This window comes from Vibrio sp. R15-SG3-ISO1B, from assembly GCF_059833835.1.
This window is the reverse complement of record NZ_JCBDGG010000015.1, coordinates 11,583-37,917: the sequence shown is the minus strand read 5'-3', so window position 1 is coordinate 37,917 and position 26,335 is coordinate 11,583. Positions and strand designations below refer to the sequence as shown.

Below are 26,335 nucleotides of genomic sequence, written 5' to 3'. Positions count from 1 at the left end.
GCTGATTTTCGGCGAGATGCGCTTAACGAGATGCACAAGATTGTCGCCGATGGCAAGATCCCTTTGCTGGTGGGCGGTACCATGCTGTATTACAAAGCACTACTGGAAGGTTTGTCGCCTTTGCCAGCAGCGGATCCGGATATTCGGCGCACTATTGAGCAGGAAGCGCAAACGCAAGGGTGGGAGGCGCTGCACGATCAACTTAAGGCCATTGATCCTGTTTCGGCTGAGAGAATCCACCCAAATGATCCACAAAGATTGTCGCGGGCATTGGAAGTTTTTCGAATTTCAGGTAAAACTCTTACTGAGCTGACTCAAACGAAAGGAGAAGCACTCCCATTTCGTGTGAAGCAGTTCGCAATCGCACCCAAGGAAAGGGCTGAGCTCCATCGACGAATTGAGCTACGTTTTGACAAAATGATCGACGCTGGGTTTTTAGAAGAAATGCGCTCGCTGTATGCGCGCGAGGATCTTCACCCTGATCTGCCATCGATTCGTTGTGTCGGCTATCGTCAGATGTGGGACTACTTGGATGGGCAATGTACGTTGGATGAGGCTATATTTAAAGGCGTCTGTGCAACCCGTCAATTGGCCAAGCGGCAGATCACCTGGTTACGCAGCTGGGATGATTTAACTTGGTTGGATAGTGAGAACATTGACCAAGCGTTGGAAACTGTTTCAAATGCCATAGCATCGGAAGGTTTTAGCTGTGTATAATGTGATCGCTTTTGCGTGAATGTGCCCTGTAAAAGATCTGTGACTTGAAATTTGATCGTAAAGTCGTCATAACAGTGAGGGACAGGGTGTTTTTTATTCATTTAGCTCAGATGCAAAGGTCGCACCTATTTTTACGCGCACCACTAGCTAAATAACTAGAACAAAATTACAAAATAAGGAAAATAAAAATGGCTAAGGGGCAATCTCTTCAAGACCCATTCTTAAATGCATTACGTCGCGAGCGTATTCCAGTCTCTATCTACCTAGTAAACGGAATTAAACTACAAGGTCAGATCGAATCTTTCGACCAATTTGTTATCTTGTTGAAAAACACAGTAAACCAAATGGTCTACAAACACGCTATCTCAACGGTTGTGCCTGCGCGTGCAGTAAGCCACCACAGTGGTGAACGCCCTCAAGGTGACCGTCCTCAAGGTGGCGAGCGTTCTCAAGAGAAATCTGACGATTAATTTTCTCTACGCACACACATTACTGTTAAGGAGTTGATTGCTTGTTTGACCGTTATGAAGCCGGTGAGCGAGCCGTACTTGTTCATATCAACTTTACGCAAGAAGGGGAGTGGGAAGATCTCAGCGAATTCGAAATGCTGGTATCTTCAGCTGGAGTCAACGCGTTACAAGTCGTAACCGGGAGCAGACAGTCACCACACCCCAAATACTACGTCGGAGAGGGTAAAGCCCAAGAAATTGCGCAAGCTGTGCAGTTGAATGGGGCAGATATCGTGATTTTCAATCACGCCCTCTCTCCTGCCCAAGAACGTAACCTCGAAAAGCTGTGTCAATGTCGAGTATTGGACCGTACGGGTTTGATCTTAGATATTTTTGCTCAGCGCGCTCGTACTCACGAAGGCAAGTTGCAAGTGGAACTGGCGCAGTTGCGTCATATCTCAACGCGACTGATTCGAGGTTGGACTCACCTTGAAAGACAAAAAGGTGGGATCGGGTTACGTGGTCCAGGTGAAACTCAGTTAGAGACTGACCGACGTTTATTGCGTGATCGGATTAAAGCCATCTTGCGCCGCCTAGAGAAAGTGGCCAAGCAGCGCGAACAAGGTCGCCGAGCTAGAAGTCGAGCGGAAATCCCAACCGTCTCCCTTGTTGGATACACCAACGCAGGGAAATCTACCCTATTCAACCGAATCACTGAAGCGGGCGTTTACGCTGCTGATCAGCTGTTTGCCACGCTTGATCCAACGCTGAGAAAAATAGACTTGGCCGATGTCGGTCCAGCAATCTTAGCGGATACGGTTGGATTTATTCGTCATTTACCACACGATCTGGTCGCCGCTTTTAAAGCGACGCTGCAAGAGACGCAAGAAGCTGACATTTTGTTACATGTTGTCGATGCCAGTGACGACCGTTTTCGTGAGAATATTCATGCAGTTCATGTGGTACTTGAAGAAATTGATGCCCATGAAGTCCCAGCTTTGCTGGTGATGAATAAGATAGACAATCTAGAAGACCAGAAACCTCGTATAGAAAGAGATGAGGAAGGCATTCCTCGTGCTGTATGGGTATCGGCAATGGAAGGCGTGGGTATTGAATTGCTGTTTGAGGCTCTTACCGAGCGTCTCTCTAGCCAAATGGTTCAGTACCAACTGCGAATCCCGCCACAACATCAAGGGCGAATTCGTAGTACATTCTTCCAGATGAAATGTATTCAACAGGAAGAGTATGATTCCGATGGTGACTTGTTGATCGAGATTCGAATGCAACAAGCGGATTGGTCTAGACTTGAAAAAAGAGAAGGGGCAGTTTTACGTGACTTTATAGTTACTTAAATGACTGCTACAGTATAACGTCATATCAAATGATGGAGCTTTCTAATGGCGTGGAATGAGCCTGGTAATAACAACGGCAACGATGGCCGCGATAATGACCCGTGGGGTAACAATAATCGCGGTAACAAAGGTGGCCGTGATCAAGGACCGCCAGACTTAGACGAAGTGTTTAGCAAACTGAGTCAGAAACTGGGTGGAAAGTTTGGTGGTAAAGGAGGCGGTAAAGGACCGTCTATCGGTGGTGGCGGAGCAATCGGCTTTGGCATTATCGCTGCGATCGCGGTCGCAATTTGGTTCTTTGCAGGTTTCTATACTATCGGCGAAGCGGAGCGCGGTGTTGTGTTGCGCCTCGGTAAATATGATCGCGTGGTCGATCCTGGTTTGAACTGGCGTCCTCGTTTTATTGACGAAGTGACCCCGGTGAACGTGCAAGCGATTCGTTCGTTGCGCTCTTCAGGTTTGATGCTGACCAAAGACGAAAACGTCGTCACGGTGGCGATGGACGTTCAATACCGTGTGGCGGAACCCTATAAGTACCTGTTCCGAGTGACCAATGCTGATGACAGCTTACGCCAAGCGACCGACTCTGCGTTGCGCGCTGTGATTGGTGACTCATTGATGGATAGCATTTTGACCAGTGGCCGTCAGCAAATCCGTCAAAGTACGCAAGAAACGTTGAACGACATTGTCGACAGCTATGATATGGGCTTAGTCATTGTTGATGTCAACTTCCAATCTGCACGTCCACCAGAGCAAGTGAAAGACGCCTTTGATGATGCGATCGCAGCTCGAGAAGATGAAGAGCGTTTCATCCGAGAAGCGGAAGCGTACAAGAATGAAATCTTGCCAAAAGCGACCGGTCGAGCGGAGCGTTTGAAGAAAGAAGCGCAAGGTTACAACGAGCGTATTACTAACGAGGCCCTAGGTCAGGTTGCTCAGTTTGAAAAACTGTTGCCTGAGTATCAAGCAGCGCCGGAAGTAACGCGTAATCGTCTGTACCTAGATGCGATGGAAGAGGTATACACCCGTTCATCGAAAGTGCTGATTGATTCAGAATCGAGCGGCAACCTCTTGTACTTGCCTATTGATAAGTTAGCGGGTCAAGATCAAGTGTCAACAAAGCGCAGTACTAAGTCATCTTCTAGTTATGATCAAATTGAGCTTGAATCCCAGCGTACTGATACCACTTCAGACACCTCATCTCGTTCAACTGATTCACGTCAAGGGAGATACTAAGAATGCGTAAGTTAATGATCCCTGTATTAGTCGTTGCATTGGCTCTGATGTTGATGTCTTTATTTGTCATTCCTGAAGGCGAGCGCGGTATCGTGATTCGATTTGGTCGAGTGCTGAAAGACAACAACGATGTGTCTCGCATTTACGAGCCGGGTCTGCACTTCAAAATGCCGATGTTCGATCGTGTTAAAACACTCGATGCACGTATTCAGACCATGGACGGCCGTTCAGACCGCTTCGTGACCTCTGAGAAAAAAGACGTCATCATCGATTCCTACGTTAAGTGGCGTATCGAAGATTTCGGTCAATACTACTTGGCGACCGGTGGTGGTAATACGCTGACGGCGGAAGCGCTCCTTGAGCGTAAAGTCACTGACGTATTGCGTTCTGAAATCGGTGCTCGTGAGATCAAACAGATCGTGTCAGGTCCGCGTAACAACGACGTTCTACCTGACAGTGCAGATGCGGATGTCGTCACGACTGAAGCGGCCAAAGAGGCACTTGAGATTGATGGTCAGCGTGACCAAATCATGCAAGAAGTGTTGAACGACACGCGTCGCAGCGCACTGAAAGACTTGGGTGTTCGTGTGGTTGACTTCAGAATGAAGAAAATCAACCTACCTGATGAGATCAGTGAGTCTATCTATCGCCGTATGCGTGCAGAGCGTGAGTCAGTGGCGCGTAAGCACCGCTCTCAAGGCCGCGAAAAAGCGGAAGTGATTCGCGCACAAGCCGAACTTGAAGTGGCGACTATCCTTGCGGAAGCAGACAAAACCGCGCGTGTGACGCGAGGTGAAGCGGATGCACAAGCGGCGAAAATCTACTCGTCAGCGTACAATAAAGACCCTGAGTTCTATGGGTTCCTACGTTCGCTCAAAGCTTACGAGAAATCGTTCAGCGATAAGAGTGATATTCTGGTCTTGGATCCTAAGAGTGAGTTCTTTAAATACATGAACAACTCTGCGGGTGCCGCCGCGAAGTAATTCGCTATTGATGAATAAAGGCTCCGTTATGACGGAGCCTTTATTTTTTGTCTCTCATAGGATGGTTTACCATTGTCGCCGCCTGAGCGTTTGCATGCGCACGTGGCGCGGGAAAAGGAGCTGAGGATGTCTAACTCATTGTGGCTGGCACTGGGCATTGTGTTGATAGTCGAAGGGCTAGGGCCATTAATCGCGCCCAAAGGGTGGCGAGCCATGATTGCCCAGATCAGCGATCAATCAGACCACCACTTAAGACGCATGGGCGGCTGTCTCGTGGTGGCGGGCGCCGTGATTGCTTATGTGTTTGGTTAGCCTTACCGAGAGGCTTATAGCCTGCAATGCAATGTGGCTATGACGATCAGTAATGGGGAGGCGGCGTCTCTTCTGAAGGGTCAGCCAGATTCGAGCTGTCCATGTTTTTCACTTTACCGACAACGTATTTCATCTGATCCTGCATTTTGGTGATCAGTAATTGCTGCTGGCTAAGTGCAATGTTGAGGCTCTCTACCGTTTGTTCTTGGAAGGCAAGTTGGCACTCCAAGTCATTGATGCGGTTTTCTAGTTGTTCAATAAGTGTTTCGCTCATCGTATTACTCATCTAGCTGCCAAGCTTGGGCAATGCCTGCGGATGTTGCAGAAATGACACGCCCTCGGTTATCAAAGGCAGCATCATACACCACTGCGCGAGGAGGGCGAGCATCTTTTAGTGGTACGGCTTCAAAGCCGTCGATGCGCTTTCCGCTATTGACGTCCCACACCATAATTCGACTCGACGGCGTGCCTGTTACGAGCTTTTGCCCATCATCAGAAAAGCGGGCGCTAGAGAAAATAAGCTGCCGTGAGAAACTTCGCAGTTGAGCGTGTTGTTCGCCGGTGCTTAAATCCCAAATGAACGCTTGATTGCCACCATCAGAAGTGAACGCAAACTTGGCATCGCGATGCAAAGCAACACGATTAATGCGCTGCTCATGCTCAAAGGTTTTTAGAATTTGCCCGGTATTGGTGTCCCATAAGTAAGCGGTGTAATCGTTGCCGCCAGACAGAGCAAAGCGCCCATTGGGCGACAGCGCAACAGAATTGACTTTTTCATTGTGCGCGAGGAACTCAAGACGACGTCCGGTGACTAAGTTGACGTAAATCGCTTTACCATTGGAGAGCCCAAGTAATACCTGTTCGCCATTGCTGGCGATGTCGATATCGCGTATCAGTCCGTCGGATATTGACCACAGACCTTGCGCTTGCGTCCACGCTAAATCCCACACGGCGAAGTTGATTTGAGTGGCGGTCACAGCAAAGCGACCATTGTCGGAGATGCGAATGGTGGATACGGTACTGGCTTGAGGGTCTTGCTCACCCAGTGAGGCCAGAGGTTGGCTCTCCACTAAATCCCATAGGACAAGCTGATGTTCTTTGGAATAGAGCAGGGCGAAGCGAGCATCACGGCTTAATGCAAAGCTCGTGGCGCCATTGGGTTCAATCTCCCAGCGCTGAACATCACTCGATGAGTAAAAACAGCCATTTATTAACGCTGAAATGACAACAACAATGATGACCTTGTTAAAAATTATCCGCATTAGGTCCAAATATCCGCTTGGTTTGGTTTAATTAAGCCGTATATTGGTTATATTGGTACAACATGTAATTGCACACCACTCTTTCTTAAAGATTTGTGCACAAAGACAAAATGCTTCAATTTGGAGAGTTTAATGAAATCTATTTTTAAAGTGTCACTGCTTGCTGCAACGGTTGCGCTAGCGGCTGGCTGTCAAAAAGACGAAGAGCCAAAAACCGACACTGCCCCAGCTGCTGAACAAGTTCAAGCAGAGACAGGAAAAGCGGTTCACTTTAAAACCGAAGACGATAAAGCGGCGTATGCTATCGGTGTGTCGTTTGCTAACTACCTGAGCACCAGTCTTGATAAGCCAAACGAAATTGGCATTTCCCTCAACAAAGACCTGGTTCTAAAAGGGATTGAGCATGTGTTTGCGGGCAACCCCGAACTGAGCGAAGAAGAGACGCGTGCTGCGCTAGAAGCGTTGGATCAACGTGTAGCAGAAACCATGCAAAAGCAAGCCGCTGAAAAAGCGCAAGCAGCGAAAGCGGCAGGTGATGAATTCCGCGCTGAATTTGAACAGCAAGACGGTGTCGTGAAGACAGAATCTGGCTTGTTGTACCAAGTGATGACGGCAGCGGAAGGTGAGCAACCAAAAGATACCGATACCGTGCAGGTGCATTACAAAGGTACGCTGATCGATGGTACTCAATTTGACAGCTCATACGATCGCGGCGAGCCAGCCACCTTCCCACTCAATCGAGTGATCCCAGGTTGGACCGAAGGCGTACAGCTCATGCCTGTTGGCTCAAAATTCAAATTCGTGATTCCGCCAGAGTTGGCGTATGGCGAGCAGGACACCCCATCGATTCCGGCGAACTCAACACTCGTGTTTGAAGTTGAGCTACTTAAGATTGAAAACGGTGAAGAAGCCGCGCAGTAATCTTCTGCGGTTATTCTCTTATTGGAGCCCGGCCATGTGCCGGGCTTTTTTCTACCCTTCCAAAGCAGCGTTCGATACTAGTTGGCGATGGGATCGTTCAGGTGAGGATAGCGTTCAGAGATGCGCCCGCGCACACGGATAGACGCGATTTATTTGTTCTAAGTCACTAGATGCTCGGTTTACGGGATCTGATTTTCAAAATTTCTGATAAACTTACAGCAATTTGTTGATTTTTCGCTCTAAGGCTAGAAAGTGACCACTACAGAAACACTAAATACCGATATGTTGCTTGAAATGGAATCTGTCAACGTGATGCCATTTAGTGAGCACGACAAGATCATTCTGCGCTCGTATGAGGCCGTGGTGGATGGCATCGCAAGCTTAATCGGCCCATTCTGTGAGATCGTTTTGCACTCATTGGAAGATCTCAACACCTCTGCGATTAAGATTGCCAATGGCGAAAACACCGGACGCCAAGTGGGATCGCCGATCACCGATTTGGCGCTGAAAATGCTGCGTGATATCGAAGGATCAGAGCGTAACTTTTCTCGCTCTTACTTTACGCGCGCGAAAGGCGGTGTGCTCATGAAGTCTATCACCGTTGCTATTCGCAATGGCGAGAACCGGGTGATTGGCCTTTTGTGTATCAACGTCAACCTGGATGCGCCTTTCTCGCAAGTGTTGCAATCGTTTATGCCGACCGAAGAAGCCAAACAAGCCGCTTCATCTGTTAACTTTGCGAGCGATGTTGAAGAGCTGGTGGATCAGACGGTTGAACGCACCATTGAAGAGATCAATGCTGACAAGTCAGTATCAAATAACACCAAAAATCGCCAAATTGTGATGGAGTTGTTTGATAAGGGCATTTTTGACATCAAAGACGCGATCAACCGTGTCGCCGACCGTTTGAATATCTCTAAGCACACCGTGTATCTCTATATCCGTCAGCGTAAAACGGAAGAAGACGAAAGATGAGCGCATTGAGTTACACCTTGGTCGTGAATGGCGGTGTGTATGGTACGCAGTCTGCGCGCAGTGCCTACCAGTTTGCCCTCGCGTTAATCGAAAAAGGCCATCAATTGGTGAGCGTGTTTTTTTATCAAGATGGCGTTAACAATGCCAGTCGTCTCGTGGTGCCCGCCAATGATGAGTGGGATTTAACCCAAGCATGGCAAGCACTGGCTGCCGAGCATGGCGTGCGTCTTGAAACCTGTGTGGCCGCCGCGCTACGCCGCGGAATTGTCAGTGACGATGAAGCTACACTTCATGCACTACCAAACAGCAACCTCAGTGAAGGTTTTGTTCAAGCGGGGCTAGGTAGTCTTGCTGAGGCGATGTTGAGTCAAGATAGGGTGGTGCAGTTTTGAGTCAGCTCACGTATTTCTTTCGCAGTGCACCTCATGCCACCGCCTCAGGTCGAGAAGGCATCGATGCATTGATGGCCGCATCGGCGTACTGTGAATCGATTGCCGTCATCTTCAGTGGCGATGGTGTGTATCAGTTACTGCAAGGGCAGCAAGCCAGTGACATACTCTGTAAAGAGTACGCACCTATGATGAAGCTGTTTGAGCTTTATGACATCGAGGATGTGTTTGTCTGCGCCGCATCGTTATCTGAACGGGGGCTGTCGCATGCCGATCTCATTATCGATGCTAAGCCTCTCTCGGTTTCTGAAATACAAGCCGAGTTGGCAAAAGCGTCGGCGCTGCTGTCGTTCTAAGAGGTAACATGCTTCATATTATTAAATCACAATCCGCGTTGGCAGACGCGCTGCGTATTGCCCATCCTACACAAGATGACTTGATACTGATTGAAGAGGCGATCTACGGCGCGACCATGCATAGCGCCCTTTTTACAGCGCTTAAGGCGCATCAGGTTCACGTCTTACACAGTGATGCATCGGCGCGCGGTATGACGTCACGTTTGAGCCCATCTTATCGTCTGATTGACCACGGTGAGTTTGTTGACCTGACGGTCTCTCACGAGACATCGCTGACTTGGGATTGAGTCATCACTGGCCTATCGGGGAAAGTGGACAAAAAAGATCCGTATATTTCTTGACACACCTCTCACTGCTGCATAGAATTTTGCGTCCCTAATTACCATTCGTGATTCGGGATAGATTTTTCACAAAGCTTACTTTCAAGTAAATCAGGAGCTAGTTAATGGCAACTATTAACCAGTTGGTACGTAAGCCTCGTGCAAAGCAAGTTGTTAAAAGCAACGTGCCTGCACTAGAAGCGTGTCCACAAAAACGTGGTGTATGTACTCGTGTTTACACTACTACACCTAAAAAACCTAACTCAGCACTTCGTAAAGTATGTCGTGTTCGTCTAACGAACGGCTTCGAAGTGACTTCGTACATCGGTGGTGAAGGCCACAACCTTCAAGAGCACTCAGTTGTTCTAATCCGCGGCGGTCGTGTAAAAGACCTTCCGGGTGTACGTTACCACACAGTTCGCGGCGCACTAGACTGTGCTGGCGTTAACGACCGTAAACAAGGTCGTTCTAAGTACGGTGTTAAGCGTCCAAAATCTTAATGGTATCCGTTAAGTAAGGCCAAACACTAAATTATATTTAATTTTTGAAGAAACTGAAAAGTTTTGGATAACCTGAAGAAGACAACGGAGAAAATCCATGCCACGTCGTCGCGTCATCGGTCAGCGTAAGATCCTTCCAGATCCAAAGTTCAAATCTGAACTGCTGGCAAAATTCGTTAACATCCTAATGGTTGACGGTAAGAAATCTACTGCAGAGAAAATTGTTTACACTGCACTAGACACTATGGCTGAGAAATCTGGTAAAGATCACTTAGCTGTATTTGAAGAAGCTCTTGAAAATGTTCGCCCAGCGGTAGAGGTTAAATCTCGCCGTGTAGGTGGTTCAACTTACCAAGTACCTGTAGAAGTTCGTCCGGTTCGCCGTAACGCACTTGCTATGCGTTGGTTGGTTGAAGCTGCGCGTAAGCGTGGTGAAAAATCTATGGCTCAACGCCTAGCTGCTGAAATGCTAGACGCGTCTGAGAACAAAGGTACTGCGGTTAAGAAACGTGAAGACGTTCACCGCATGGCTGACGCAAACAAAGCGTTCGCACATTACCGTTGGTAATACCTTTATCGTGCTGCGAGATCTCTCGCAGCACTTCAATAGTTCCTATGCGCAAGCTAGGAACTATTGCTATATCTGAAACACAGAAAATCGCTCATCTAAAGCGCGACATCGTTAACTGAAGACGCCCACGCTCAACTCGAGCATTCTTCGTTCTGTCGTTTCGACATAGCAATAGTCCCTATATCCCAATTGAAGAGGATTCTATCGTGGCTCGTAAAACACCGATTGAGCGCTACCGTAATATTGGTATCGTCGCTCACGTAGACGCAGGTAAAACCACCACAAGTGAACGTATTCTATTCTACACTGGTCTTTCTCATAAGATTGGTGAGGTTCACGATGGCGCTGCTACCATGGACTGGATGGAGCAGGAGCAAGAGCGTGGTATCACTATCACCTCCGCTGCCACGACCACTTTCTGGCGTGGTATGGAAGCGCAATTCCAAGATCACCGCATTAACATCATTGATACTCCTGGACACGTTGATTTTACCATCGAAGTAGAGCGCTCGTTGCGCGTACTCGACGGCGCCGTTGTCGTTTTCTGTGGTTCATCTGGTGTTGAGCCGCAATCGGAAACGGTTTGGCGTCAAGCAGATAAGTATCATGTCCCTCGCATGGTGTTCGTCAACAAGATGGACCGTGCAGGCGCTGACTTCCTTCGTGTCGTTAAGCAAATCAAGACTCGTTTGGGCGCCAATCCTGTGCCTATCCAACTTAACGTTGGTGCGGAAGATGAGTTCCGAGGCGTGATTGATCTTATCAAGATGAAGATGATCAACTGGAACGAAGCTGACCAAGGTATGACCTTCAATTATGAAGAGATTCCAGCAGATATGGTTGATCTGGCTGAAGAGTGGCGCAGTAACCTAGTTGAATCAGCAGCGGAAGCCAGCGAAGAGTTGATGGACAAATACCTTGAAGAAGGTGAGTTGACCGAGAGTGAAATCAAGCAAGCGCTTCGCACTCGTACACTGAATAACGAAATCGTATTGGCCACTTGTGGTAGTGCGTTTAAGAACAAAGGCGTGCAAGCCGTGCTGGATGCCGTGGTGGAATACCTACCATCACCGATCGATGTACCTGCTATCAAAGGCATCGATGAGAACGAAAACGACGTTGAGCGCCATGCTGACGATAACGAACCGTTTTCAGCGTTGGCATTTAAAATTGCCACCGACCCGTTTGTTGGCACGCTTACCTTCATGCGCGTTTACTCAGGTGTCGTCAACTCAGGCGATGCTGTGTACAACTCAGTGAAGCAGAAGAAAGAGCGCTTTGGGCGTATCGTTCAGATGCATTCCAACAAGCGTGAAGAGATCAAAGAAATCCGCGCGGGTGACATTGCGGCAGCGATCGGCCTGAAAGATGTCACCACGGGTGATACGCTTTGTGATGCGAACCACAAGGTGATCCTAGAGCGCATGGAATTCCCTGCTCCAGTGATTCAGATTGCCGTAGAGCCACGCTCTGTTGCCGATCAAGAAAAGATGGCGATTGCGCTGGGTAAACTGGCTGCAGAAGATCCCTCATTCCGCGTCGAAACGGATGATGAAACCGGTCAAACCTTGATCTCGGGTATGGGTGAGCTTCACCTAGATATCATCGTTGACCGAATGAAGCGTGAGTTCAGCGTTGACTGCAACGTAGGTAAACCTCAGGTGGCTTACCGTGAAACGATCCGCGGCAGCGCGGAAGTGGAAGGCAAGTTTGTTCGCCAATCTGGTGGTCGTGGTCAATATGGTCACGTATGGATCAAACTAGAGCCCTCTGAACCGGGTGCGGGTTTTGTCTTTGTCGACGAAATCGTGGGTGGTGTGGTTCCTAAGGAATACATCAGCTCGGTAGCGAAAGGTATCGAAGAGCAAATGAACAGTGGTGTTCTAGCAGGCTACCCTGTACTAGATATTAAAGCGACCTTGTTCGACGGTTCTTACCACGATGTTGACTCTAACGAGATGGCGTTTAAGATCGCTGGCTCGATGGCATTCAAGAAGGGTTCATTAGAAGCACAACCTGTACTTCTTGAGCCGATGATGAATGTTGAAGTCACCACTCCTGAAGATTGGATGGGTGACGTTGTAGGTGACCTAAACCGCCGTCGCGGTATGATTGAAGGTATGGACGATGGTGTTGCGGGTATTAAAATTATCCGTGCCCAAGTGCCACTCTCTGAGATGTTTGGTTACGCTACAGACCTCCGTTCTGCGACTCAAGGCCGTGCGTCTTACTCTATGGAGTTTAATGAGTACGCTGAAGTACCGAAAAACTTTGCAGACAAAATTGTTGCAGAGCGAGGTTATTAATGAAGCGGCTTGATCGTAGAAAAAGTGTGTGCTTTTTTTAAAGATCAAGGCGTCGAAATATTGCGCTGACGGACGTTGGCGCATAAAATAGCAATTTCTGGCGCGTCTCGATCAATTCTGATCGTGGCGAATCATAACTAGGAAGGAACACGAACGTGTCTAAAGAAAAATTTGAACGTGTAAAACCGCACGTAAACGTTGGTACTATCGGCCACGTTGACCACGGTAAAACAACTCTAACTGCTGCTATCTGTACTACTCTTGCTAAAGTGTACGGCGGTGTAGCGAAAGACTTCGCATCTATCGATAACGCTCCAGAAGAGCGTGAGCGCGGTATCACAATCGCAACGTCTCACGTAGAGTACGACACTCCAACTCGTCACTACGCACACGTAGACTGTCCAGGACACGCGGATTATGTTAAGAACATGATCACAGGTGCTGCACAGATGGACGGTGGTATCCTAGTTGTAGCTGCGACAGATGGCCCAATGCCACAGACTCGTGAGCACATCCTACTAGGCCGTCAGGTTGGTATTCCTTACATCATCGTATTCATGAACAAATGTGACATGGTTGACGATGAAGAGCTACTAGAACTAGTAGAAATGGAAGTACGTGAACTTCTATCTGAGTACGATTTCCCAGGTGATGACCTACCAGTAATCCAAGGTTCTGCACTAGGCGCGCTAAACGGCGAAGAGCAGTGGGAAGCGAAGATTGTTGAGCTAGCAGAAGCGCTAGACACTTACATTCCTGAGCCAGAGCGTGCAATCGATCAGCCATTCCTAATGCCAATCGAAGACGTATTCTCAATCCAAGGTCGTGGTACAGTAGTAACAGGTCGTATCGAGCGTGGTATCCTAAACGTAGGTGACGAAGTTGCTATCGTAGGTATCAAAGACACGACGACTACAACATGTACTGGTGTTGAGATGTTCCGTAAGCTTCTAGACGAAGGTCGTGCGGGTGAGAACGTTGGTGCACTTCTACGTGGTACTAAGCGTGACGAAGTTGAGCGTGGTCAAGTACTAGCTAAGCCTGGTTCAATCACTCCACACACTAAGTTCGAGTCAGAAGTATACGTACTGTCTAAAGATGAAGGTGGTCGTCACACTCCATTCTTCAAAGGCTACCGTCCACAGTTCTACTTCCGTACAACTGACGTAACAGGTAACATCGAGCTACCTGAAGGCGTAGAAATGGTAATGCCAGGCGATAACATCAAGATGACTGTAGAGCTAATCGCACCAATCGCGATGGACGAAGGTCTACGTTTCGCAATCCGCGAAGGTGGCCGTACAGTTGGTGCTGGTGTTGTTGCTAAGATCTTCGACTAATTTAGACAAATTAGCTGAAGTCTTCGGAAAATCTTGGAATAAGATTTGACGAACCAGTAGCAAAGAGGGCATCATTTGATGCCCTTTTTCTGCACTGAAGATAATGTTTGCTGATTTGTTGTTCATGCAAGCATTACGCAGAGAAATTTTGATTAAAAACTGGGCGTTTTGATCAATAAAGAGTACGTCGACCAGTAATGATTGGCGTGTATGGATTTGCCCTGCAACAGCGGGGTTGTTGTCGTCTATATTAAGACTAATGACAGGCTGGTTTTATGAAAGCTAATAATGCTGAAACTCCTGAAAGCTCAAATAGCGCAGATATCTTTAAGTGGATTGTCACTTTTGTTCTGCTAGCTGCCGCTGTTGTGGGTAATTACCTGTACGGTGAACTCTCTGTAGTGATTCGCGCTGCAGGTGTTGTTGTGCTAATCGCTGCGGCATTGGGTGTGGCTGCTACAACAACGAAAGGTAAAGCTGCGATTGATTTTGCTAAAGAATCTCGCATGGAAGTTCGTAAAGTGGTTTGGCCTACTCGCCAAGAAACTATGCAAACAACTTTGATCGTTTTAGCTGTAAGTATTGTAATGGCTCTAGCACTTTGGGGCATTGACGGCATTATGGTTCGTCTTGTTGCCTTTGTGACTGGGGTATAGAGGTTTTAATTCATGAGTGAAGCTCCTAAAAAACGCTGGTATGTGGTTCAAGCCTTCTCTGGATTTGAAGGCCGCGTAGCTCAGTCTCTTCGTGAGCATATCAAAATGCATGGCATGGAAGAGCTGTTTGGTGAAGTGCTAGTCCCAACAGAAGAAGTTGTGGAAATGCGCGCAGGTCAACGTCGTAAATCTGAGCGTAAGTTCTTCCCGGGCTATGTTCTAGTCCAGATGATCATGAACGATGAATCATGGCACTTAGTACGTAGTGTGCCGCGTGTCATGGGCTTCATTGGTGGTACCTCAGATCGTCCAGCTCCTATCTCTGATAAGGAAGCTGACGCTATCTTGAATCGTCTTGAGAAAGCGAGTGAAGCACCTCGTCCACGTACTATGTACGAAGCGGGTGAAGTGGTTCGCGTGACCGACGGTCCATTTGCTGACTTCAACGGTACGGTTGAAGAAGTGGATTACGAGAAGAGCCGCCTGAAAGTGTCTGTATCGATTTTTGGTCGTGCAACACCAGTTGAGCTTGAATTTGGTCAAGTTGAAAAACATGATTAATTAATGACCTTTTAGGGTTGTGTAGGGCGCGGATTATGACTATAATTTCGCGCCTTATTATTTTGGCTGAAGCCCAGCTTCAATCAAAGTAGCAAGTATTGACATCAACGGGGAGCTGTTCAGTCGAATAGCGTCTGTACCCAAAATTTAGGAATTATCATGGCTAAGAAAGTTGAAGCTTATATCAAGCTGCAAGTTGCTGCTGGTATGGCAAACCCAAGTCCACCAGTTGGTCCTGCACTAGGTCAACACGGTGTGAACATCATGGAATTCTGTAAAGCGTTCAACGCGAAAACAGAATCTCTAGAGAAAGGTCTACCAACTCCAGTTGTTATCACTGTGTACAGTGACCGTTCTTTCACGTTCATCACTAAGACTCCACCTGCTGCAGTTCTTCTTAAGAAAGCGGCTGGCGTTAAGTCTGGTTCAGGTCGTCCAAACACTGAAAAAGTGGGTACTGTTACTGATGCTCAAATCCAAGAAATCGCAGAAACTAAAGCTGCTGATATGACTGGTGCTGACATCGAAGCGATGAAGCGTTCTATCGCAGGTACTGCTCGTTCAATGGGCCTAGTGGTAGAGGGTTAATAAGATGGCTAAACTAACTAAGCGCATGCGCGTAATCCGCGAAAAAGTTGACGTAACTAAAGAATACGAAATCAACGAAGCTGTAGCACTTCTTCAAGAGCTAGCAACAGCGAAATTCGTTGAGTCTGTAGACGTTGCTGTTAACCTTGGCATCGATGCTCGTAAATCTGACCAGAACGTACGTGGTGCAACTGTACTACCTCACGGTACTGGCCGCGATATCCGCGTTGCAGTGTTCACTCAAGGTGCAAACGCTGAAGCAGCTAAAGAAGCTGGCGCAGATCTAGTGGGTATGGAAGATCTTGCTGAGCAAGTGAAGAAAGGCGAAATGAACTTTGACGTTGTTGTTGCTTCTCCAGATGCAATGCGCGTTGTAGGTCAACTAGGTACTATCCTAGGTCCTCGCGGTCTAATGCCAAACCCTAAAGTTGGTACTGTAACTCCTAACGTTGCTGAAGCGGTTAAGAACGCTAAAGCGGGTCAGGTTCGTTACCGTAACGACAAAAACGGCATCATCCACACGACTATCGGTAAAGCAAACTTCTCTGCAGAGCAGATCAAAGAGAACCTAGAAGCACTTCTAGTGGCTCTGAAGAAAGCTAAGCCATCTTCAGCGAAAGGTGTTTTCCTGAAGAAAGTCAGCATCTCTACAACAATGGGTGCTGGTGTTGCTGTTGATCAGGCTAGCCTGAACACTCAAGCATAATATATTTGCTTAGGCGCAAAATTAATGTATAATTTTGCGCCTAATATTTGTGGTTGGGGCTGAACTTTGGTTCATTCAATTCGTTAAGAATTGGCTGTGAATTATGACCCAGTCTCCGTCCAAGACCGTAGGTGTCTGAATTTGTTTTACAACTTCAGGCTTAATTCTCCTACGTAGATGGTGCCCGAACTGACAGAAAGCTCTATGTAAATAGTTACCTTTCTTCTGGGAAGCACCTCAATAGCTCTCACTGTTGTGATAATAGTGAGTGGTGTAACAACAACCAGGAGTAAATCCAAGATGGCTTTAAACCTTCAAGACAAAAAAGCAATTGTTGCTGAAGTCAACGAAGCTGCCAGTGGTGCACTTTCTGCAGTTGTAGCTGATTCTCGTGGCGTTGAAGTAAGCGCAATGACTTCACTACGTAAGCAAGCTCGTGAAGCTGGCGTTTACGTACGAGTTGTTCGTAACACTCTAATGCGTCGTGCGGTTGAAGGTACAGACTACGAGTGTCTAACAGACACTTTCACTGGTCCTACTCTCATCGCGTTCTCTAACGAGCACCCAGGTGCTGCAGCGCGTCTTTTCAAAGACTTCGCTAAAGAGAACAAAGACTTCGAGATCAAAGCTGCTGCATTTGAAGGCGCGCTAACTGACGCTGAAGTACTAGCGACACTACCAACTTACGACGAAGCGATTGCACGCCTAATGATGTGCATGAAAGAAGCTTCTGCTGGCAAGTTGGCACGTACTATCGCTGCTATCCGCGATCAAAAAGAAGAAGCAGCGGCGTAAGCCTTGCTTTTTACTGGTTGCTAATTAAACTTATTGTTGATTTTAAAAGAGAATTGTTATGTCTATTACTAACGAGCAAATCCTAGACGCAATCGCAGAAATGTCTGTGATGCAAGTTGTTGAACTAATCGAAGCGATGGAAGAGAAGTTCGGCGTATCTGCTGCTGCTGCTGTTGTAGCTGGCGGTGCTGCTGCAGGCGAAGCTGCTGCTGAGCAAACTGAATTCGACGTAATCCTAGAATCTGCTGGCGGTAACAAAGTTGCTGTAATCAAAGCAGTACGTGGCGCAACTGGTCTAGGCCTTAAAGAAGCTAAAGCTCTAGTAGACGGCGCTCCAGCACCTCTAAAAGAAGGCGTTGAGAAAGCTGAAGCTGAAGCTCTTAAAGCTCAGCTAGAAGAAGCAGGTGCAAGTGTTACTGTTAAGTAATTACTGCATAGTTTCTTAGCCTAACGGCTAATGGCTGGTGGTTTTCTAACCACCGGCCTTTTTGCGCTGTAGGGCATAGGTGAATTTTCCGCTGTTTAGTCACCTAAGCTTAAGCAAAAAAACATTTCATTGTTGCTTTATGAAATGTCACTACTGTTAAACAGTTGTTCAGTCACTGTCTCCCAATGATTTGAGACAGTTTGGGTCACTTATCAGCGAGCTGAGGAACCCCATGGTTTACTCTTATACCGAGAAAAAGCGCATCCGTAAGGACTTTGGTACTCGTCCACAAGTTTTGGACATTCCATACCTGCTATCGATCCAGCTCGATTCGTTCGAAAAATTCATCGAACAGGATCCTGAGGGGCAATACGGTCTTGAGGCTGCTTTCCGTTCTGTATTCCCAATCCAGAGCTACAACGGCAATTCCGAGCTGCAATACGTTAGCTACCGTCTTGGTGAGCCAGTATTTGACGTGAAAGAATGTCAAATCCGCGGCGTTACTTATTCAAAACCACTACGCGTAAAACTTCGCCTAGTTATTTTTGATAAAGACGCGCCAGCAGGTACTGTCAAAGACATTAAAGAACAAGAAGTCTACATGGGCGAGATTCCGCTTATGACAGACAATGGTACCTTCGTAATCAATGGTACCGAGAGGGTTATCGTATCCCAGCTGCACAGAAGCCCAGGCGTATTCTTCGACAGCGATAAGGGTAAGACCCACTCATCGGGTAAAGTTCTTTATAACGCACGTGTTATCCCTTACCGTGGTTCATGGCTTGATTTTGAGTTCGATCCTAAGGATAACCTATACGTACGTATCGACCGCCGTCGTAAGCTACCCGCTTCGATCATTCTGCGCGCACTAGGTAAGACGACAGAAGAGATCCTAGACATCTTCTTTGAGAAGGTGAACTTCGAAGTGAAAGACCAAACTCTATTGATGGAGTTGGTCCCTGATCGCCTACGTGGCGAAACAGCGACATTCAATATCGAAGCCAACGGTACGGTGTATGTTGAACAAGGTCGTCGCGTGACGGCTCGCCACATTCGCCAGCTTGAAAAAGATGGTGTCGACCATATTGAAGTACCGGTTGAGTACATCGTAGGCAAAGTGGCATCAAAAGATTACATCAATGAAGCCACTGGCGAGATCATTGTTGCAGCTAACCAAGAGATTAGCCTAGAAGCACTCGCGAACCTGTCTCAAGCAGGTCACAAAGCGCTTGAAGTGCTCTTTACTAACGATCTTGATCACGGTCCATTCATGTCTGATACCTTGCGTATCGACAGCACCGTTGATCGCATCTCTGCGCTAGTTGAAATCTACCGCATGATGCGCCCTGGCGAGCCACCAACGAAAGAAGCGGCAGAAGCTCTGTTCGAAAGCCTATTCTTCTCTGAAGAGCGTTACGATCTATCGACTGTTGGTCGTATGAAGTTCAACAGCTCTATCGAACGTGAAGATGCTGGTGAGCAAGGTACTCTTGATGAGACTGATATCATCGAAGTGATGAAGAAGCTTATCGCTATCCGTAACGGCATCGGCGAAGTGGACGATATCGACCACCTAGGTAACCGTCGTATCCGTAGCGTTGGCGAAATGGCTGAAAACCAATTCCGTGTTGGTCTTGTTCGTGTCGAACGTGCGGTTAAAGAGCGTCTAAGCCTTGGCGATCTTGATGCTATCATGCCTCAAGACCTGATCAACGCTAAGCCTATCTCAGCGGCAGTAAAAGAATTCTTTGGCTCTTCACAACTGTCTCAGTTTATGGACCAAAACAACCCACTATCAGAAGTAACGCACAAGCGTCGTATTTCTGCATTGGGTCCTGGCGGTCTAACTCGTGAGCGTGCTGGCTTCGAAGTACGTGACGTACACGTAACGCACTACGGTCGTCTATGTCCTATCGAAACGCCTGAAGGTCCAAACATCGGTCTGATCAACTCTCTGTCTGCGTTTGCGCGTTGTAACGAGTACGGTTTCCTAGAAACTCCATACCGTCGCGTTGTTGATGGCGTAGTAACAGACGAAGTGGATTACCTATCTGCTATTCAAGAAGGTCAGTACGTTATCGCTCAGGCGAACACGGTTCTGACTGAAGAAGGCACATTTGCTGAAGAGCTGATCACGGCTCGTCAGAAAGGTGAATCTGGTCTACACCCACGCGAACATGTTGATTACATGGACGTTGCAACCAACCAGGTTGTATCTATCGCTGCATCGCTTATCCCGTTCCTAGAACACGATGATGCGAACCGTGCATTGATGGGTGCGAACATGCAACGTCAGGCTGTTCCAACACTGAAGGCTGACAAGCCTCTCGTTGGTACGGGTATCGAGCGTAACATCGCGGTTGACTCTGGTGTGACAGCGGTAGCGAAACGTGGTGGTGTTATCCAGTCAGTGGACGCATCGCGCATCGTCGTTAAGGTTAACGAAGAAGAGTTGATTCCTGGCGAAGCGGGTATCGATATCTACAACCTAACGAAGTACACACGTTCAAACCAAAACACGTGTATCAACCAGCGTCCATGTGTGATGCCAGGTGAGTCTGTACTACGTGGCGACGTTCTAGCTGATGGTCCTTCAACAGACCTTGGTGAGCTAGCGCTTGGTCAGAACATGCGTATCGCGTTCATGCCTTGGAACGGTTACAACTTCGAAGACTCGATCTTAGTGTCTGAGCGCGTCGTTCAAGAAGACCGTTTCACAACGATCCACATCCAAGAGCTATCTTGTGTGGCGCGTGATACTAAGCTTGGCGCAGAAGAGATCACAGCTGACATTCCAAACGTAGGTGAGTCTGCTCTGTCTAAACTTGACGAGTCAGGTATCGTATACATCGGTGCTGAAGTGAAGGGTGGCGACATCCTAGTTGGTAAAGTGACGCCGAAAGGTGAAACTCAGCTGACGCCTGAAGAGAAGCTATTGCGTGCTATCTTCGGTGAAAAAGCATCAGACGTGAAAGATACGTCACTGCGTGTACCAAACTCTGTTTCAGGTACCATCATCGATGTTCAAGTCTTTACTCGTGATGGCGTAGAGAAAGACAAGCGTGCGCTTGAAATTGAGCAGATGCAGCTGAAAGAAGCGAAGAAAGACCTAACTGAAGAATTCCAGATTCTTGAGGGTGGCCTTCTTAACCGTGTGAGAGCTGTCTTGATTGACGGTGGCTACGCGGAAGCGAAACTTGACGCAACGGATCGTAAGAAGTGGCTTGAGTTCACGCTAGAAGACGACGCACTACAAACTCAGCTAGAGCAATTGGCTGAGCAGTGGGACGAGCTAAAAGCGGACTTCGATAAGAAGTTTGAAACTAAGCGTCGTAAGATCACACAGGGTGATGATCTTGCTCCTGGCGTACTGAAGATTGTGAAAGTTTACCTCGCGGTGAAACGTCGCATTCAGCCTGGTGATAAGATGGCGGGTCGTCACGGTAACAAGGGTGTAATCTCTAAGATCAACCCTGTTGAAGACATGCCATACGATGAGAAAGGCCAACCGGTCGACATCGTTCTTAACCCACTGGGTGTACCTTCGCGTATGAACATCGGTCAGATCCTAGAAGTTCACTTAGGTCTGGCGGCGAAAGGCATCGGTGACAAGATCAACCAGATGGTGAAAGAGCAGCAAGAGCTGGCTAAGTTCCGTGACTTCCTACAGAAAGTCTACGACCTTGGCGAAACGCGTCAGCAAGTGGACATTGCTTCACTATCAGATGACGAAGTACGCACGCTGATCGGCAACCTTCGTGGTGGTCTACCAATCGCGACACCAGTCTTTGACGGTGCGAACGAAACATCAATTAAAGAGCTACTGAAACTGGGTGATCTACCAGAATCTGGTCAGCTAACACTGTTTGATGGTCGCACTGGTGATGCGTTTGAGCGTCCGGTAACCGTAGGTTACATGTACATGCTCAAACTGAACCACCTTGTTGATGACAAGATGCATGCTCGTTCAACCGGCTCATACAGCCTAGTAACTCAGCAGCCACTTGGTGGTAAAGCTCAGTTCGGTGGTCAGCGTTTCGGTGAGATGGAAGTATGGGCACTTGAAGCATACGGTGCTGCTTACACGCTACAAGAAATGCTAACCGTTAAGTCGGATGACGTGAACGGCCGTACGAAGATGTACAAAAACATCGTCGACGGTAACCACAGCATGGAACCTGGTATGCCAGAATCGTTCAACGTATTGTTGAAAGAGATTCGCTCGCTAGGTATCAACATCGAGCTAGAAGACGAAGAGTAATCCACCATCTCTGAGACAGAGATAAATTGGGTTATTTGGTAGAAGGTGCCTGTCTTGGCGGGCATCTTTTAACTCCTTACAGGAGCTGATTGTGAAAGACTTATTAAACTTTCTAAAAGCACAGCATAAGACCGAAGAGTTTGATGCAATCAAAATCGGTCTATCTTCACCAGACATGATCCGTTCATGGTCTTTCGGTGAAGTGAAAAAACCTGAAACGATCAACTATCGTACGTTCAAACCTGAGCGCGATGGTCTGTTCTGTGCGCGTATTTTTGGCCCAGTAAAAGACTACGAATGTCTTTGTGGCAAATACAAGCGTCTGAAACACCGTGGTGTTATCTGTGAGAAGTGTGGCGTTGAAGTTACACAAACTAAAGTTCGTCGTGACCGCATGGGCCACATCGAGCTTGCTTCACCAGTGGCTCACATCTGGTTCCTAAAATCACTGCCGTCTCGTATCGGTCTACTGATGGATATCCCTCTACGTGATATCGAACGTGTTCTTTACTTCGAAATGTACGTGGTAACAGAGCCGGGTATGACGGATCTAGAAAAAGGTCAGATGCTGACTGAAGAAGAGTATCTGGATCGTCTAGAAGAGTGGGGTGATGAATTCACGGCTAAGATGGGTGCAGAAGCGATCAAAGACCTACTAGCGTCTATGGATCTACCTGCTGAAATCGAAGAGATGCGTGAAGAGCTTCAGTCTACTAACTCAGAGACTAAGCGTAAGAAGATCACTAAGCGTCTGAAGTTAGTTGAAGCGTTCGTTCAATCGGGTAACAACCCAGAGTGGATGATCCTAACTGTGCTTCCGGTTCTTCCGCCAGATCTACGTCCTCTAGTACCACTAGACGGCGGTCGTTTCGCGACATCTGATCTGAACGACCTATACCGTCGCGTGATCAACCGTAACAACCGTTTGAAGCGTCTACTAGAGCTAGCGGCTCCGGACATCATCGTACGTAACGAAAAGCGTATGTTGCAAGAGTCTGTTGATGCCCTTCTAGATAACGGTCGTCGCGGTCGTGCGATCACAGGTTCGAATAAGCGCCCTCTGAAATCTCTTGCTGATATGATCAAGGGTAAACAAGGTCGTTTCCGTCAGAACCTTCTAGGTAAACGTGTAGACTACTCTGGCCGTTCTGTAATCACAGTAGGTCCATACCTTCGTCTGCACCAGTGTGGTCTTCCTAAGAAGATGGCACTTGAGCTATTCAAACCATTCATCTACAGCAAGCTAGAGACTCGTGGTCTTGCGACGACAATCAAAGCTGCTAAGAAAATGGTAGAGCGTGAAGAAGCGGTAGTTTGGGATATCCTAGACGAAGTGATCCGTGAGCACCCAGTACTATTGAACCGTGCACCTACACTTCACCGTCTAGGTATCCAGGCGTTCGAACCTGTACTGATCGAAGGTAAAGCGATTCAGCTACACCCACTTGTGTGTGCGGCGTACAACGCGGACTTCGATGGTGACCAAATGGCGGTTCACGTACCTCTAACTCTAGAGGCACAGCTTGAAGCTCGTACTCTGATGATGTCGACAAACAACATTCTGTCGCCAGCGTCAGGTGATCCGATCATCGTACCTTCTCAGGACGTGGTATTGGGTCTGTACTACATGACTCGTGACAAGATCAACGTGAAAGGTGAAGGCATGTACCTTGCTGGCCCAGAAGAGGCTGAAAAGGCATACCGCACTAAGAGCGCAGAGCTACATGCACGCGTAAAAGTACGTATTACTGAAACCGTTGTTGATGAAGACGGCAACAGCACCACTGAAACCAAACTCGTGGACACCACGATTGGTCGTGCAATGCTATGGCAAATCGTGCCATCAGGTCTTCCATACAGCCTAGTGAACCAAAAGCTTGGCAAGAAACAGATTTCGAACCTGTTGAACGAGGCTTACCGTAAACTGGGCCTGAAAGATACGGTTATCTTCGCTGACCAAATCATGTACGCAGGTTTTGCTTACGCAGCACTATCTGGTGTGTCTGTCGGTATCGACGACATGGTAGTACCAGAGGCGAAGTACACTGAAATCGCAGAAGCAGAAGAAGAAGTACGCGAAATCCAAGAACAGTACCAGTCAGGTCTTGTTACTGCGGGTGAGCGCTACAACAAAGTGATCGATATTTGGGCATCAACCAACGATCGTGTTGCGAAAGCGATGATGGAGAACCTCTCTTCTGAAACTGTGGTTAACCGCGATGGTGAAGAAGAGCAACAAGAGTCGTTCAACAGCATCTACATGATGGCTGACTCGGGCGCTCGTGGTTCTGCCGCACAGATTCGTCAGCTTGCCGGTATGCGTGGTCTGATGGCGCGTCCAGATGGTTCAATCATCGAAACGCCGATCACTGCAAACTTTAAAGAAGGTCTAAACGTACTTCAGTACTTTATCTCAACGCACGGTGCTCGTAAGGGTCTTGCGGATACGGCACTGAAAACAGCGAACTCGGGTTACCTAACTCGTCGTCTCGTAGACGTTGCTCAAGACGTTGTCGTGACCGAGCATGACTGTGGTACGCACGAAGGCGTCGACATGATGCCTCACATCGAAGGTGGTGACGTTAAAGTGGCACTGACTGAGCTAGCGCTAGGTCGTGTTGTTGCTGAAGACGTGATGAAGCCAGGTACTGAAGAAGTTCTTATTCCACGTAACACGCTGATCGATGAGAAGTGGTGTCAAATCATGGAAGAGAACTCAGTAGACAGCATGCGCGTACGCTCTGTTGTAACCTGTGATGCTGACTTCGGTTGTTGTGCACAATGTTACGGTCGTGACCTAGCACGTGGTCACCTAGTGAACCAAGGTGAAGCAGTCGGTGTTATCGCTGCTCAGTCTATCGGTGAACCAGGTACACAGCTAACGATGCGTACGTTCCACATCGGTGGTGCGGCATCGACAGCTGCGGCTGAGAACAGCATCCAAGCGAAGAACGACGGCTCTGTGAAACTCAGCAATGCGAAATTTGTTATCAACAAAGATGGCAAGCTGGTGATCACCTCTCGTGCTTCTGAAATGATGATCATTGACGAGTTCGGTCGTACTAAAGAGAAACACAAATTGCCTTACGGCTCTCTATTGAGCAAAGGCGATGGCGACGCAGTGAAGTCCGGTGAGACCGTGGCAAACTGGGAAGCGCACACCATGCCAATCATCACTGAAGTGGCAGGTCGCATCCAGTTCGTTGACATGATCGATGGCGTAACTGTATCTCGTCAAACCGACGATTTGACTGGTCTATCTTCAAGCGAAGTGACGGAAGCCGCCGCTCGCCCAGCAGCAGGTAAAGATATGCGTCCAGCTATCAAACTTGTTGACGCGCAAGGCAACGATGTATTGATCCCTGGTACTGAAATGCCAGCGCATTACTTCCTGCCTGGTAAAGCGATTGTGAACATCGAAGACGGCGCTGAAGTGGGTGTGGGTGATACACTTGCACGTATTCCTCAGAAGTCAGGTGGTAACCGAGATATCACTGGTGGTCTTCCACGCGTTGCGGACCTATTCGAAGCTCGTAAGCCAAAAGAGCCTGCGATCCTTGCTGAGCACACAGGTACTGTGTCATTCGGTAAAGAGACCAAAGGTAAGCGTCGTCTAGTGATCACTCGTGAAGGTGGTGACACCTACGAAGAGATGATTCCTAAGCACCGTCAGCTTAACGTGTTCGAAGGTGAGAAAGTGGAACGTGGTGATGTGATCGCCGACGGCCCAGAGTCTCCGCATGACATCCTTCGTCTACGTGGTATCCACGCTGTGACGCAATACATCGCGAACGAAGTTCAAGAAGTATACCGTCTGCAAGGCGTTAAGATTAACGATAAGCACATCGAGACTATCGTTCGTCAGATGCTACGTAAGTGTACTATCACACACGCTGGTGACTCAGAGTTCCTAGCGGGTGAGCAGGTAGAATACTCACAAGTGAAGATTGCGAACCGCCAGCTAGAAGCTGAAGGCAAAGAGCCAGCTCGCTTTGAACGTGAACTACTAGGTATCACGAAAGCGTCGCTAGCGACTGAGTCGTTCATCTCTGCGGCATCGTTCCAGGAAACAACTCGCGTACTAACAGAAGCGGCTGTTTCTGGTAAGCGTGATGAGCTACGTGGTCTGAAAGAAAACGTGATTGTTGGTCGTCTGATTCCAGCAGGTACCGGTTTCGCATACCACCAAGATCGTCAAGCGAAGCGTGCACAAGAGCAAGAAGGTCCATCTGCTGAACAAGCAACAGACAACCTTGCAGCATTGCTTAACGCAGGTTTCTCTTCTGAAGAGTAATCATACAGCGACATGAAAAAAGGCACCTTCGGGTGCCTTTTTTGTATTTTGGAATAGA

25 protein-coding genes are annotated in these 26,335 nt (G+C 48.0%); 23 read left to right on the top strand and 2 right to left on the bottom strand.

The genetic code is table 11. The features are described 5' to 3' along the window. The 6 genes from miaA to AC6R0S_RS04890 all read left to right on the top strand — a co-directional run. The coding region (miaA, locus tag AC6R0S_RS04915) for a tRNA (adenosine(37)-N6)-dimethylallyltransferase MiaA (RefSeq protein WP_500637350.1) at nucleotides 1-717 on the top strand (717 nt) is incomplete at its 5' end. Between the two features lie 188 nt (nucleotides 718-905). Beyond that, nucleotides 906-1,187 (top strand): RNA chaperone Hfq, encoded by a 282-nt coding sequence (gene hfq, locus AC6R0S_RS04910; protein WP_334555714.1) that lies wholly within the window; start codon nucleotides 906-908, stop codon nucleotides 1,185-1,187. A 41-nt stretch (nucleotides 1,188-1,228) separates the two neighbouring features. Continuing rightward, a complete protein-coding gene (gene hflX, locus AC6R0S_RS04905) occupies nucleotides 1,229-2,518 on the top strand; it encodes a ribosome rescue GTPase HflX (protein WP_334555715.1) in 1,290 nt (429 codons plus the stop codon). Nucleotides 2,519-2,563: 45 nt separating this feature from the next. Further along, on the top strand, nucleotides 2,564-3,754 hold the full coding sequence (gene hflK, locus AC6R0S_RS04900) for an FtsH protease activity modulator HflK (RefSeq protein WP_500632074.1): 1,191 nt from the start codon (nucleotides 2,564-2,566) through the stop codon (nucleotides 3,752-3,754). A 2-nt stretch (nucleotides 3,755-3,756) separates the two neighbouring features. Next, entirely contained in the window at nucleotides 3,757-4,737 is a 981-nt protein-coding gene (gene hflC, locus AC6R0S_RS04895) for a protease modulator HflC (RefSeq protein WP_334555717.1), read from the top strand. A gap of 126 nt (nucleotides 4,738-4,863) precedes the next feature. Next, the gene (locus AC6R0S_RS04890; RefSeq protein ID WP_500633123.1) at nucleotides 4,864-5,049 is read left to right on the top strand and encodes a DUF2065 domain-containing protein; all 186 of its coding nucleotides are present in this window, start codon (nucleotides 4,864-4,866) and stop codon (nucleotides 5,047-5,049) included. Between the two features lie 46 nt (nucleotides 5,050-5,095). Here the strand turns inward: AC6R0S_RS04890 and AC6R0S_RS04885 are convergent, their stop codons facing one another. Further along, nucleotides 5,096-5,323, bottom strand: coding sequence for a SlyX family protein (locus AC6R0S_RS04885; RefSeq protein WP_500632072.1), 228 nt, complete (start codon nucleotides 5,321-5,323; stop codon nucleotides 5,096-5,098). A 4-nt stretch (nucleotides 5,324-5,327) separates the two neighbouring features. Beyond that, nucleotides 5,328-6,311, bottom strand: coding sequence for a WD40 repeat domain-containing protein (locus tag AC6R0S_RS04880; protein WP_487903607.1), 984 nt, complete (start codon nucleotides 6,309-6,311; stop codon nucleotides 5,328-5,330). A 132-nt stretch (nucleotides 6,312-6,443) separates the two neighbouring features. On the opposite strand from AC6R0S_RS04880, the gene fkpA reads away from it, so the two are divergent. The 17 genes from fkpA (at nucleotide 6,444) to rpoC (ending at nucleotide 26,277) form a co-directional block, all read left to right on the top strand. Then, entirely contained in the window at nucleotides 6,444-7,232 is a 789-nt protein-coding gene (gene fkpA, locus AC6R0S_RS04875) for an FKBP-type peptidyl-prolyl cis-trans isomerase (protein WP_500632071.1), read from the top strand. A 252-nt stretch (nucleotides 7,233-7,484) separates the two neighbouring features. After that, entirely contained in the window at nucleotides 7,485-8,207 is a 723-nt protein-coding gene (locus AC6R0S_RS04870; protein ID WP_334555722.1) for a helix-turn-helix transcriptional regulator, read from the top strand. Next, the gene (tusD, locus tag AC6R0S_RS04865; protein WP_487903605.1) at nucleotides 8,204-8,599 is read left to right on the top strand and encodes a sulfurtransferase complex subunit TusD; all 396 of its coding nucleotides are present in this window, start codon (nucleotides 8,204-8,206) and stop codon (nucleotides 8,597-8,599) included. The genes AC6R0S_RS04870 and tusD overlap by 4 nt, the downstream gene beginning before the upstream one ends. After that, entirely contained in the window at nucleotides 8,596-8,952 is a 357-nt protein-coding gene (gene tusC, locus AC6R0S_RS04860; RefSeq protein ID WP_500637349.1) for a sulfurtransferase complex subunit TusC, read from the top strand. The genes tusD and tusC overlap by 4 nt, the downstream gene beginning before the upstream one ends. An 8-nt stretch (nucleotides 8,953-8,960) precedes the next feature. Further along, on the top strand, nucleotides 8,961-9,239 hold the full coding sequence (tusB, locus tag AC6R0S_RS04855) for a sulfurtransferase complex subunit TusB (protein ID WP_500637348.1): 279 nt from the start codon (nucleotides 8,961-8,963) through the stop codon (nucleotides 9,237-9,239). A 158-nt stretch (nucleotides 9,240-9,397) separates the two neighbouring features. Beyond that, nucleotides 9,398-9,772 carry a 30S ribosomal protein S12 gene (gene rpsL / locus AC6R0S_RS04850; RefSeq protein ID WP_004399892.1) on the top strand — a complete coding sequence of 125 codons (375 nt, stop codon included), beginning with the start codon at nucleotides 9,398-9,400 and terminating at the stop codon, nucleotides 9,770-9,772. Nucleotides 9,773-9,869: 97 nt separating this feature from the next. Next, on the top strand, nucleotides 9,870-10,340 hold the full coding sequence (gene rpsG, locus AC6R0S_RS04845; protein ID WP_045957025.1) for a 30S ribosomal protein S7: 471 nt from the start codon (nucleotides 9,870-9,872) through the stop codon (nucleotides 10,338-10,340). 209 nt (nucleotides 10,341-10,549) lie between these two features. After that, nucleotides 10,550-12,649: an elongation factor G gene (gene fusA, locus AC6R0S_RS04840; RefSeq protein WP_487903602.1), complete on the top strand. Its 2,100-nt coding sequence runs from the start codon at nucleotides 10,550-10,552 to the stop codon at nucleotides 12,647-12,649. A 155-nt stretch (nucleotides 12,650-12,804) separates the two neighbouring features. Then, nucleotides 12,805-13,989, top strand: coding sequence for an elongation factor Tu (tuf, locus tag AC6R0S_RS04835; RefSeq protein ID WP_500631029.1), 1,185 nt, complete (start codon nucleotides 12,805-12,807; stop codon nucleotides 13,987-13,989). Between the two features lie 275 nt (nucleotides 13,990-14,264). Next, complete coding sequence (secE, locus tag AC6R0S_RS04830) at nucleotides 14,265-14,645, top strand: preprotein translocase subunit SecE (RefSeq protein ID WP_334555690.1); 381 nt, start codon at nucleotides 14,265-14,267, stop codon at nucleotides 14,643-14,645. 12 nt (nucleotides 14,646-14,657) lie between these two features. Next, a complete protein-coding gene (gene nusG / locus AC6R0S_RS04825) occupies nucleotides 14,658-15,206 on the top strand; it encodes a transcription termination/antitermination protein NusG (RefSeq protein ID WP_334555691.1) in 549 nt (182 codons plus the stop codon). Between the two features lie 159 nt (nucleotides 15,207-15,365). After that, on the top strand, nucleotides 15,366-15,794 hold the full coding sequence (gene rplK / locus AC6R0S_RS04820) for a 50S ribosomal protein L11 (protein WP_334555692.1): 429 nt from the start codon (nucleotides 15,366-15,368) through the stop codon (nucleotides 15,792-15,794). 4 nt (nucleotides 15,795-15,798) lie between these two features. Further along, nucleotides 15,799-16,500, top strand: coding sequence for a 50S ribosomal protein L1 (gene rplA, locus AC6R0S_RS04815; RefSeq protein ID WP_334555693.1), 702 nt, complete (start codon nucleotides 15,799-15,801; stop codon nucleotides 16,498-16,500). Between the two features lie 300 nt (nucleotides 16,501-16,800). After that, the gene (gene rplJ, locus AC6R0S_RS04810) at nucleotides 16,801-17,295 is read left to right on the top strand and encodes a 50S ribosomal protein L10 (RefSeq protein WP_487903413.1); all 495 of its coding nucleotides are present in this window, start codon (nucleotides 16,801-16,803) and stop codon (nucleotides 17,293-17,295) included. A gap of 58 nt (nucleotides 17,296-17,353) precedes the next feature. Beyond that, a complete protein-coding gene (gene rplL / locus AC6R0S_RS04805; protein ID WP_334555695.1) occupies nucleotides 17,354-17,722 on the top strand; it encodes a 50S ribosomal protein L7/L12 in 369 nt (122 codons plus the stop codon). 232 nt (nucleotides 17,723-17,954) lie between these two features. Beyond that, nucleotides 17,955-21,983 carry a DNA-directed RNA polymerase subunit beta gene (gene rpoB, locus AC6R0S_RS04800; protein ID WP_487903414.1) on the top strand — a complete coding sequence of 1,343 codons (4,029 nt, stop codon included), beginning with the start codon at nucleotides 17,955-17,957 and terminating at the stop codon, nucleotides 21,981-21,983. 91 nt (nucleotides 21,984-22,074) lie between these two features. Further along, a complete protein-coding gene (gene rpoC / locus AC6R0S_RS04795; protein ID WP_487903415.1) occupies nucleotides 22,075-26,277 on the top strand; it encodes a DNA-directed RNA polymerase subunit beta' in 4,203 nt (1,400 codons plus the stop codon). Nucleotides 26,278-26,335: the final 58 nt, after the last annotated feature.

Bases quoted from the DNA above. Each gene is read 5' to 3' on its own strand.
- AC6R0S_RS04880 (WP_487903607.1), bottom strand. From the start codon at position 6,311: ATGCGGATAATTTTTAACAAGGTCATCATTGTTGTTGTCATTTCAGCG.
- AC6R0S_RS04890 (WP_500633123.1), top strand. From the start codon at position 4,864: ATGTCTAACTCATTGTGGCTGGCACTGGGCATTGTGTTGATAGTCGAA.
- rpoB (WP_487903414.1), top strand. From the start codon at position 17,955: ATGGTTTACTCTTATACCGAGAAAAAGCGCATCCGTAAGGACTTTGGT.
- hfq (WP_334555714.1), top strand. From the start codon at position 906: ATGGCTAAGGGGCAATCTCTTCAAGACCCATTCTTAAATGCATTACGT.
- rplJ (WP_487903413.1), top strand. From the start codon at position 16,801: ATGGCTTTAAACCTTCAAGACAAAAAAGCAATTGTTGCTGAAGTCAAC.
- rplL (WP_334555695.1), top strand. From the start codon at position 17,354: ATGTCTATTACTAACGAGCAAATCCTAGACGCAATCGCAGAAATGTCT.
- nusG (WP_334555691.1), top strand. From the start codon at position 14,658: ATGAGTGAAGCTCCTAAAAAACGCTGGTATGTGGTTCAAGCCTTCTCT.
- tusD (WP_487903605.1), top strand. From the start codon at position 8,204: ATGAGCGCATTGAGTTACACCTTGGTCGTGAATGGCGGTGTGTATGGT.
- rpsL (WP_004399892.1), top strand. From the start codon at position 9,398: ATGGCAACTATTAACCAGTTGGTACGTAAGCCTCGTGCAAAGCAAGTT.
- hflC (WP_334555717.1), top strand. From the start codon at position 3,757: ATGCGTAAGTTAATGATCCCTGTATTAGTCGTTGCATTGGCTCTGATG.
- rpsG (WP_045957025.1), top strand. From the start codon at position 9,870: ATGCCACGTCGTCGCGTCATCGGTCAGCGTAAGATCCTTCCAGATCCA.
- tusB (WP_500637348.1), top strand. From the start codon at position 8,961: ATGCTTCATATTATTAAATCACAATCCGCGTTGGCAGACGCGCTGCGT.
- secE (WP_334555690.1), top strand. From the start codon at position 14,265: ATGAAAGCTAATAATGCTGAAACTCCTGAAAGCTCAAATAGCGCAGAT.
- rplA (WP_334555693.1), top strand. From the start codon at position 15,799: ATGGCTAAACTAACTAAGCGCATGCGCGTAATCCGCGAAAAAGTTGAC.
- hflK (WP_500632074.1), top strand. From the start codon at position 2,564: ATGGCGTGGAATGAGCCTGGTAATAACAACGGCAACGATGGCCGCGAT.
- rplK (WP_334555692.1), top strand. From the start codon at position 15,366: ATGGCTAAGAAAGTTGAAGCTTATATCAAGCTGCAAGTTGCTGCTGGT.
- fkpA (WP_500632071.1), top strand. From the start codon at position 6,444: ATGAAATCTATTTTTAAAGTGTCACTGCTTGCTGCAACGGTTGCGCTA.
- AC6R0S_RS04885 (WP_500632072.1), bottom strand. From the start codon at position 5,323: ATGAGCGAAACACTTATTGAACAACTAGAAAACCGCATCAATGACTTG.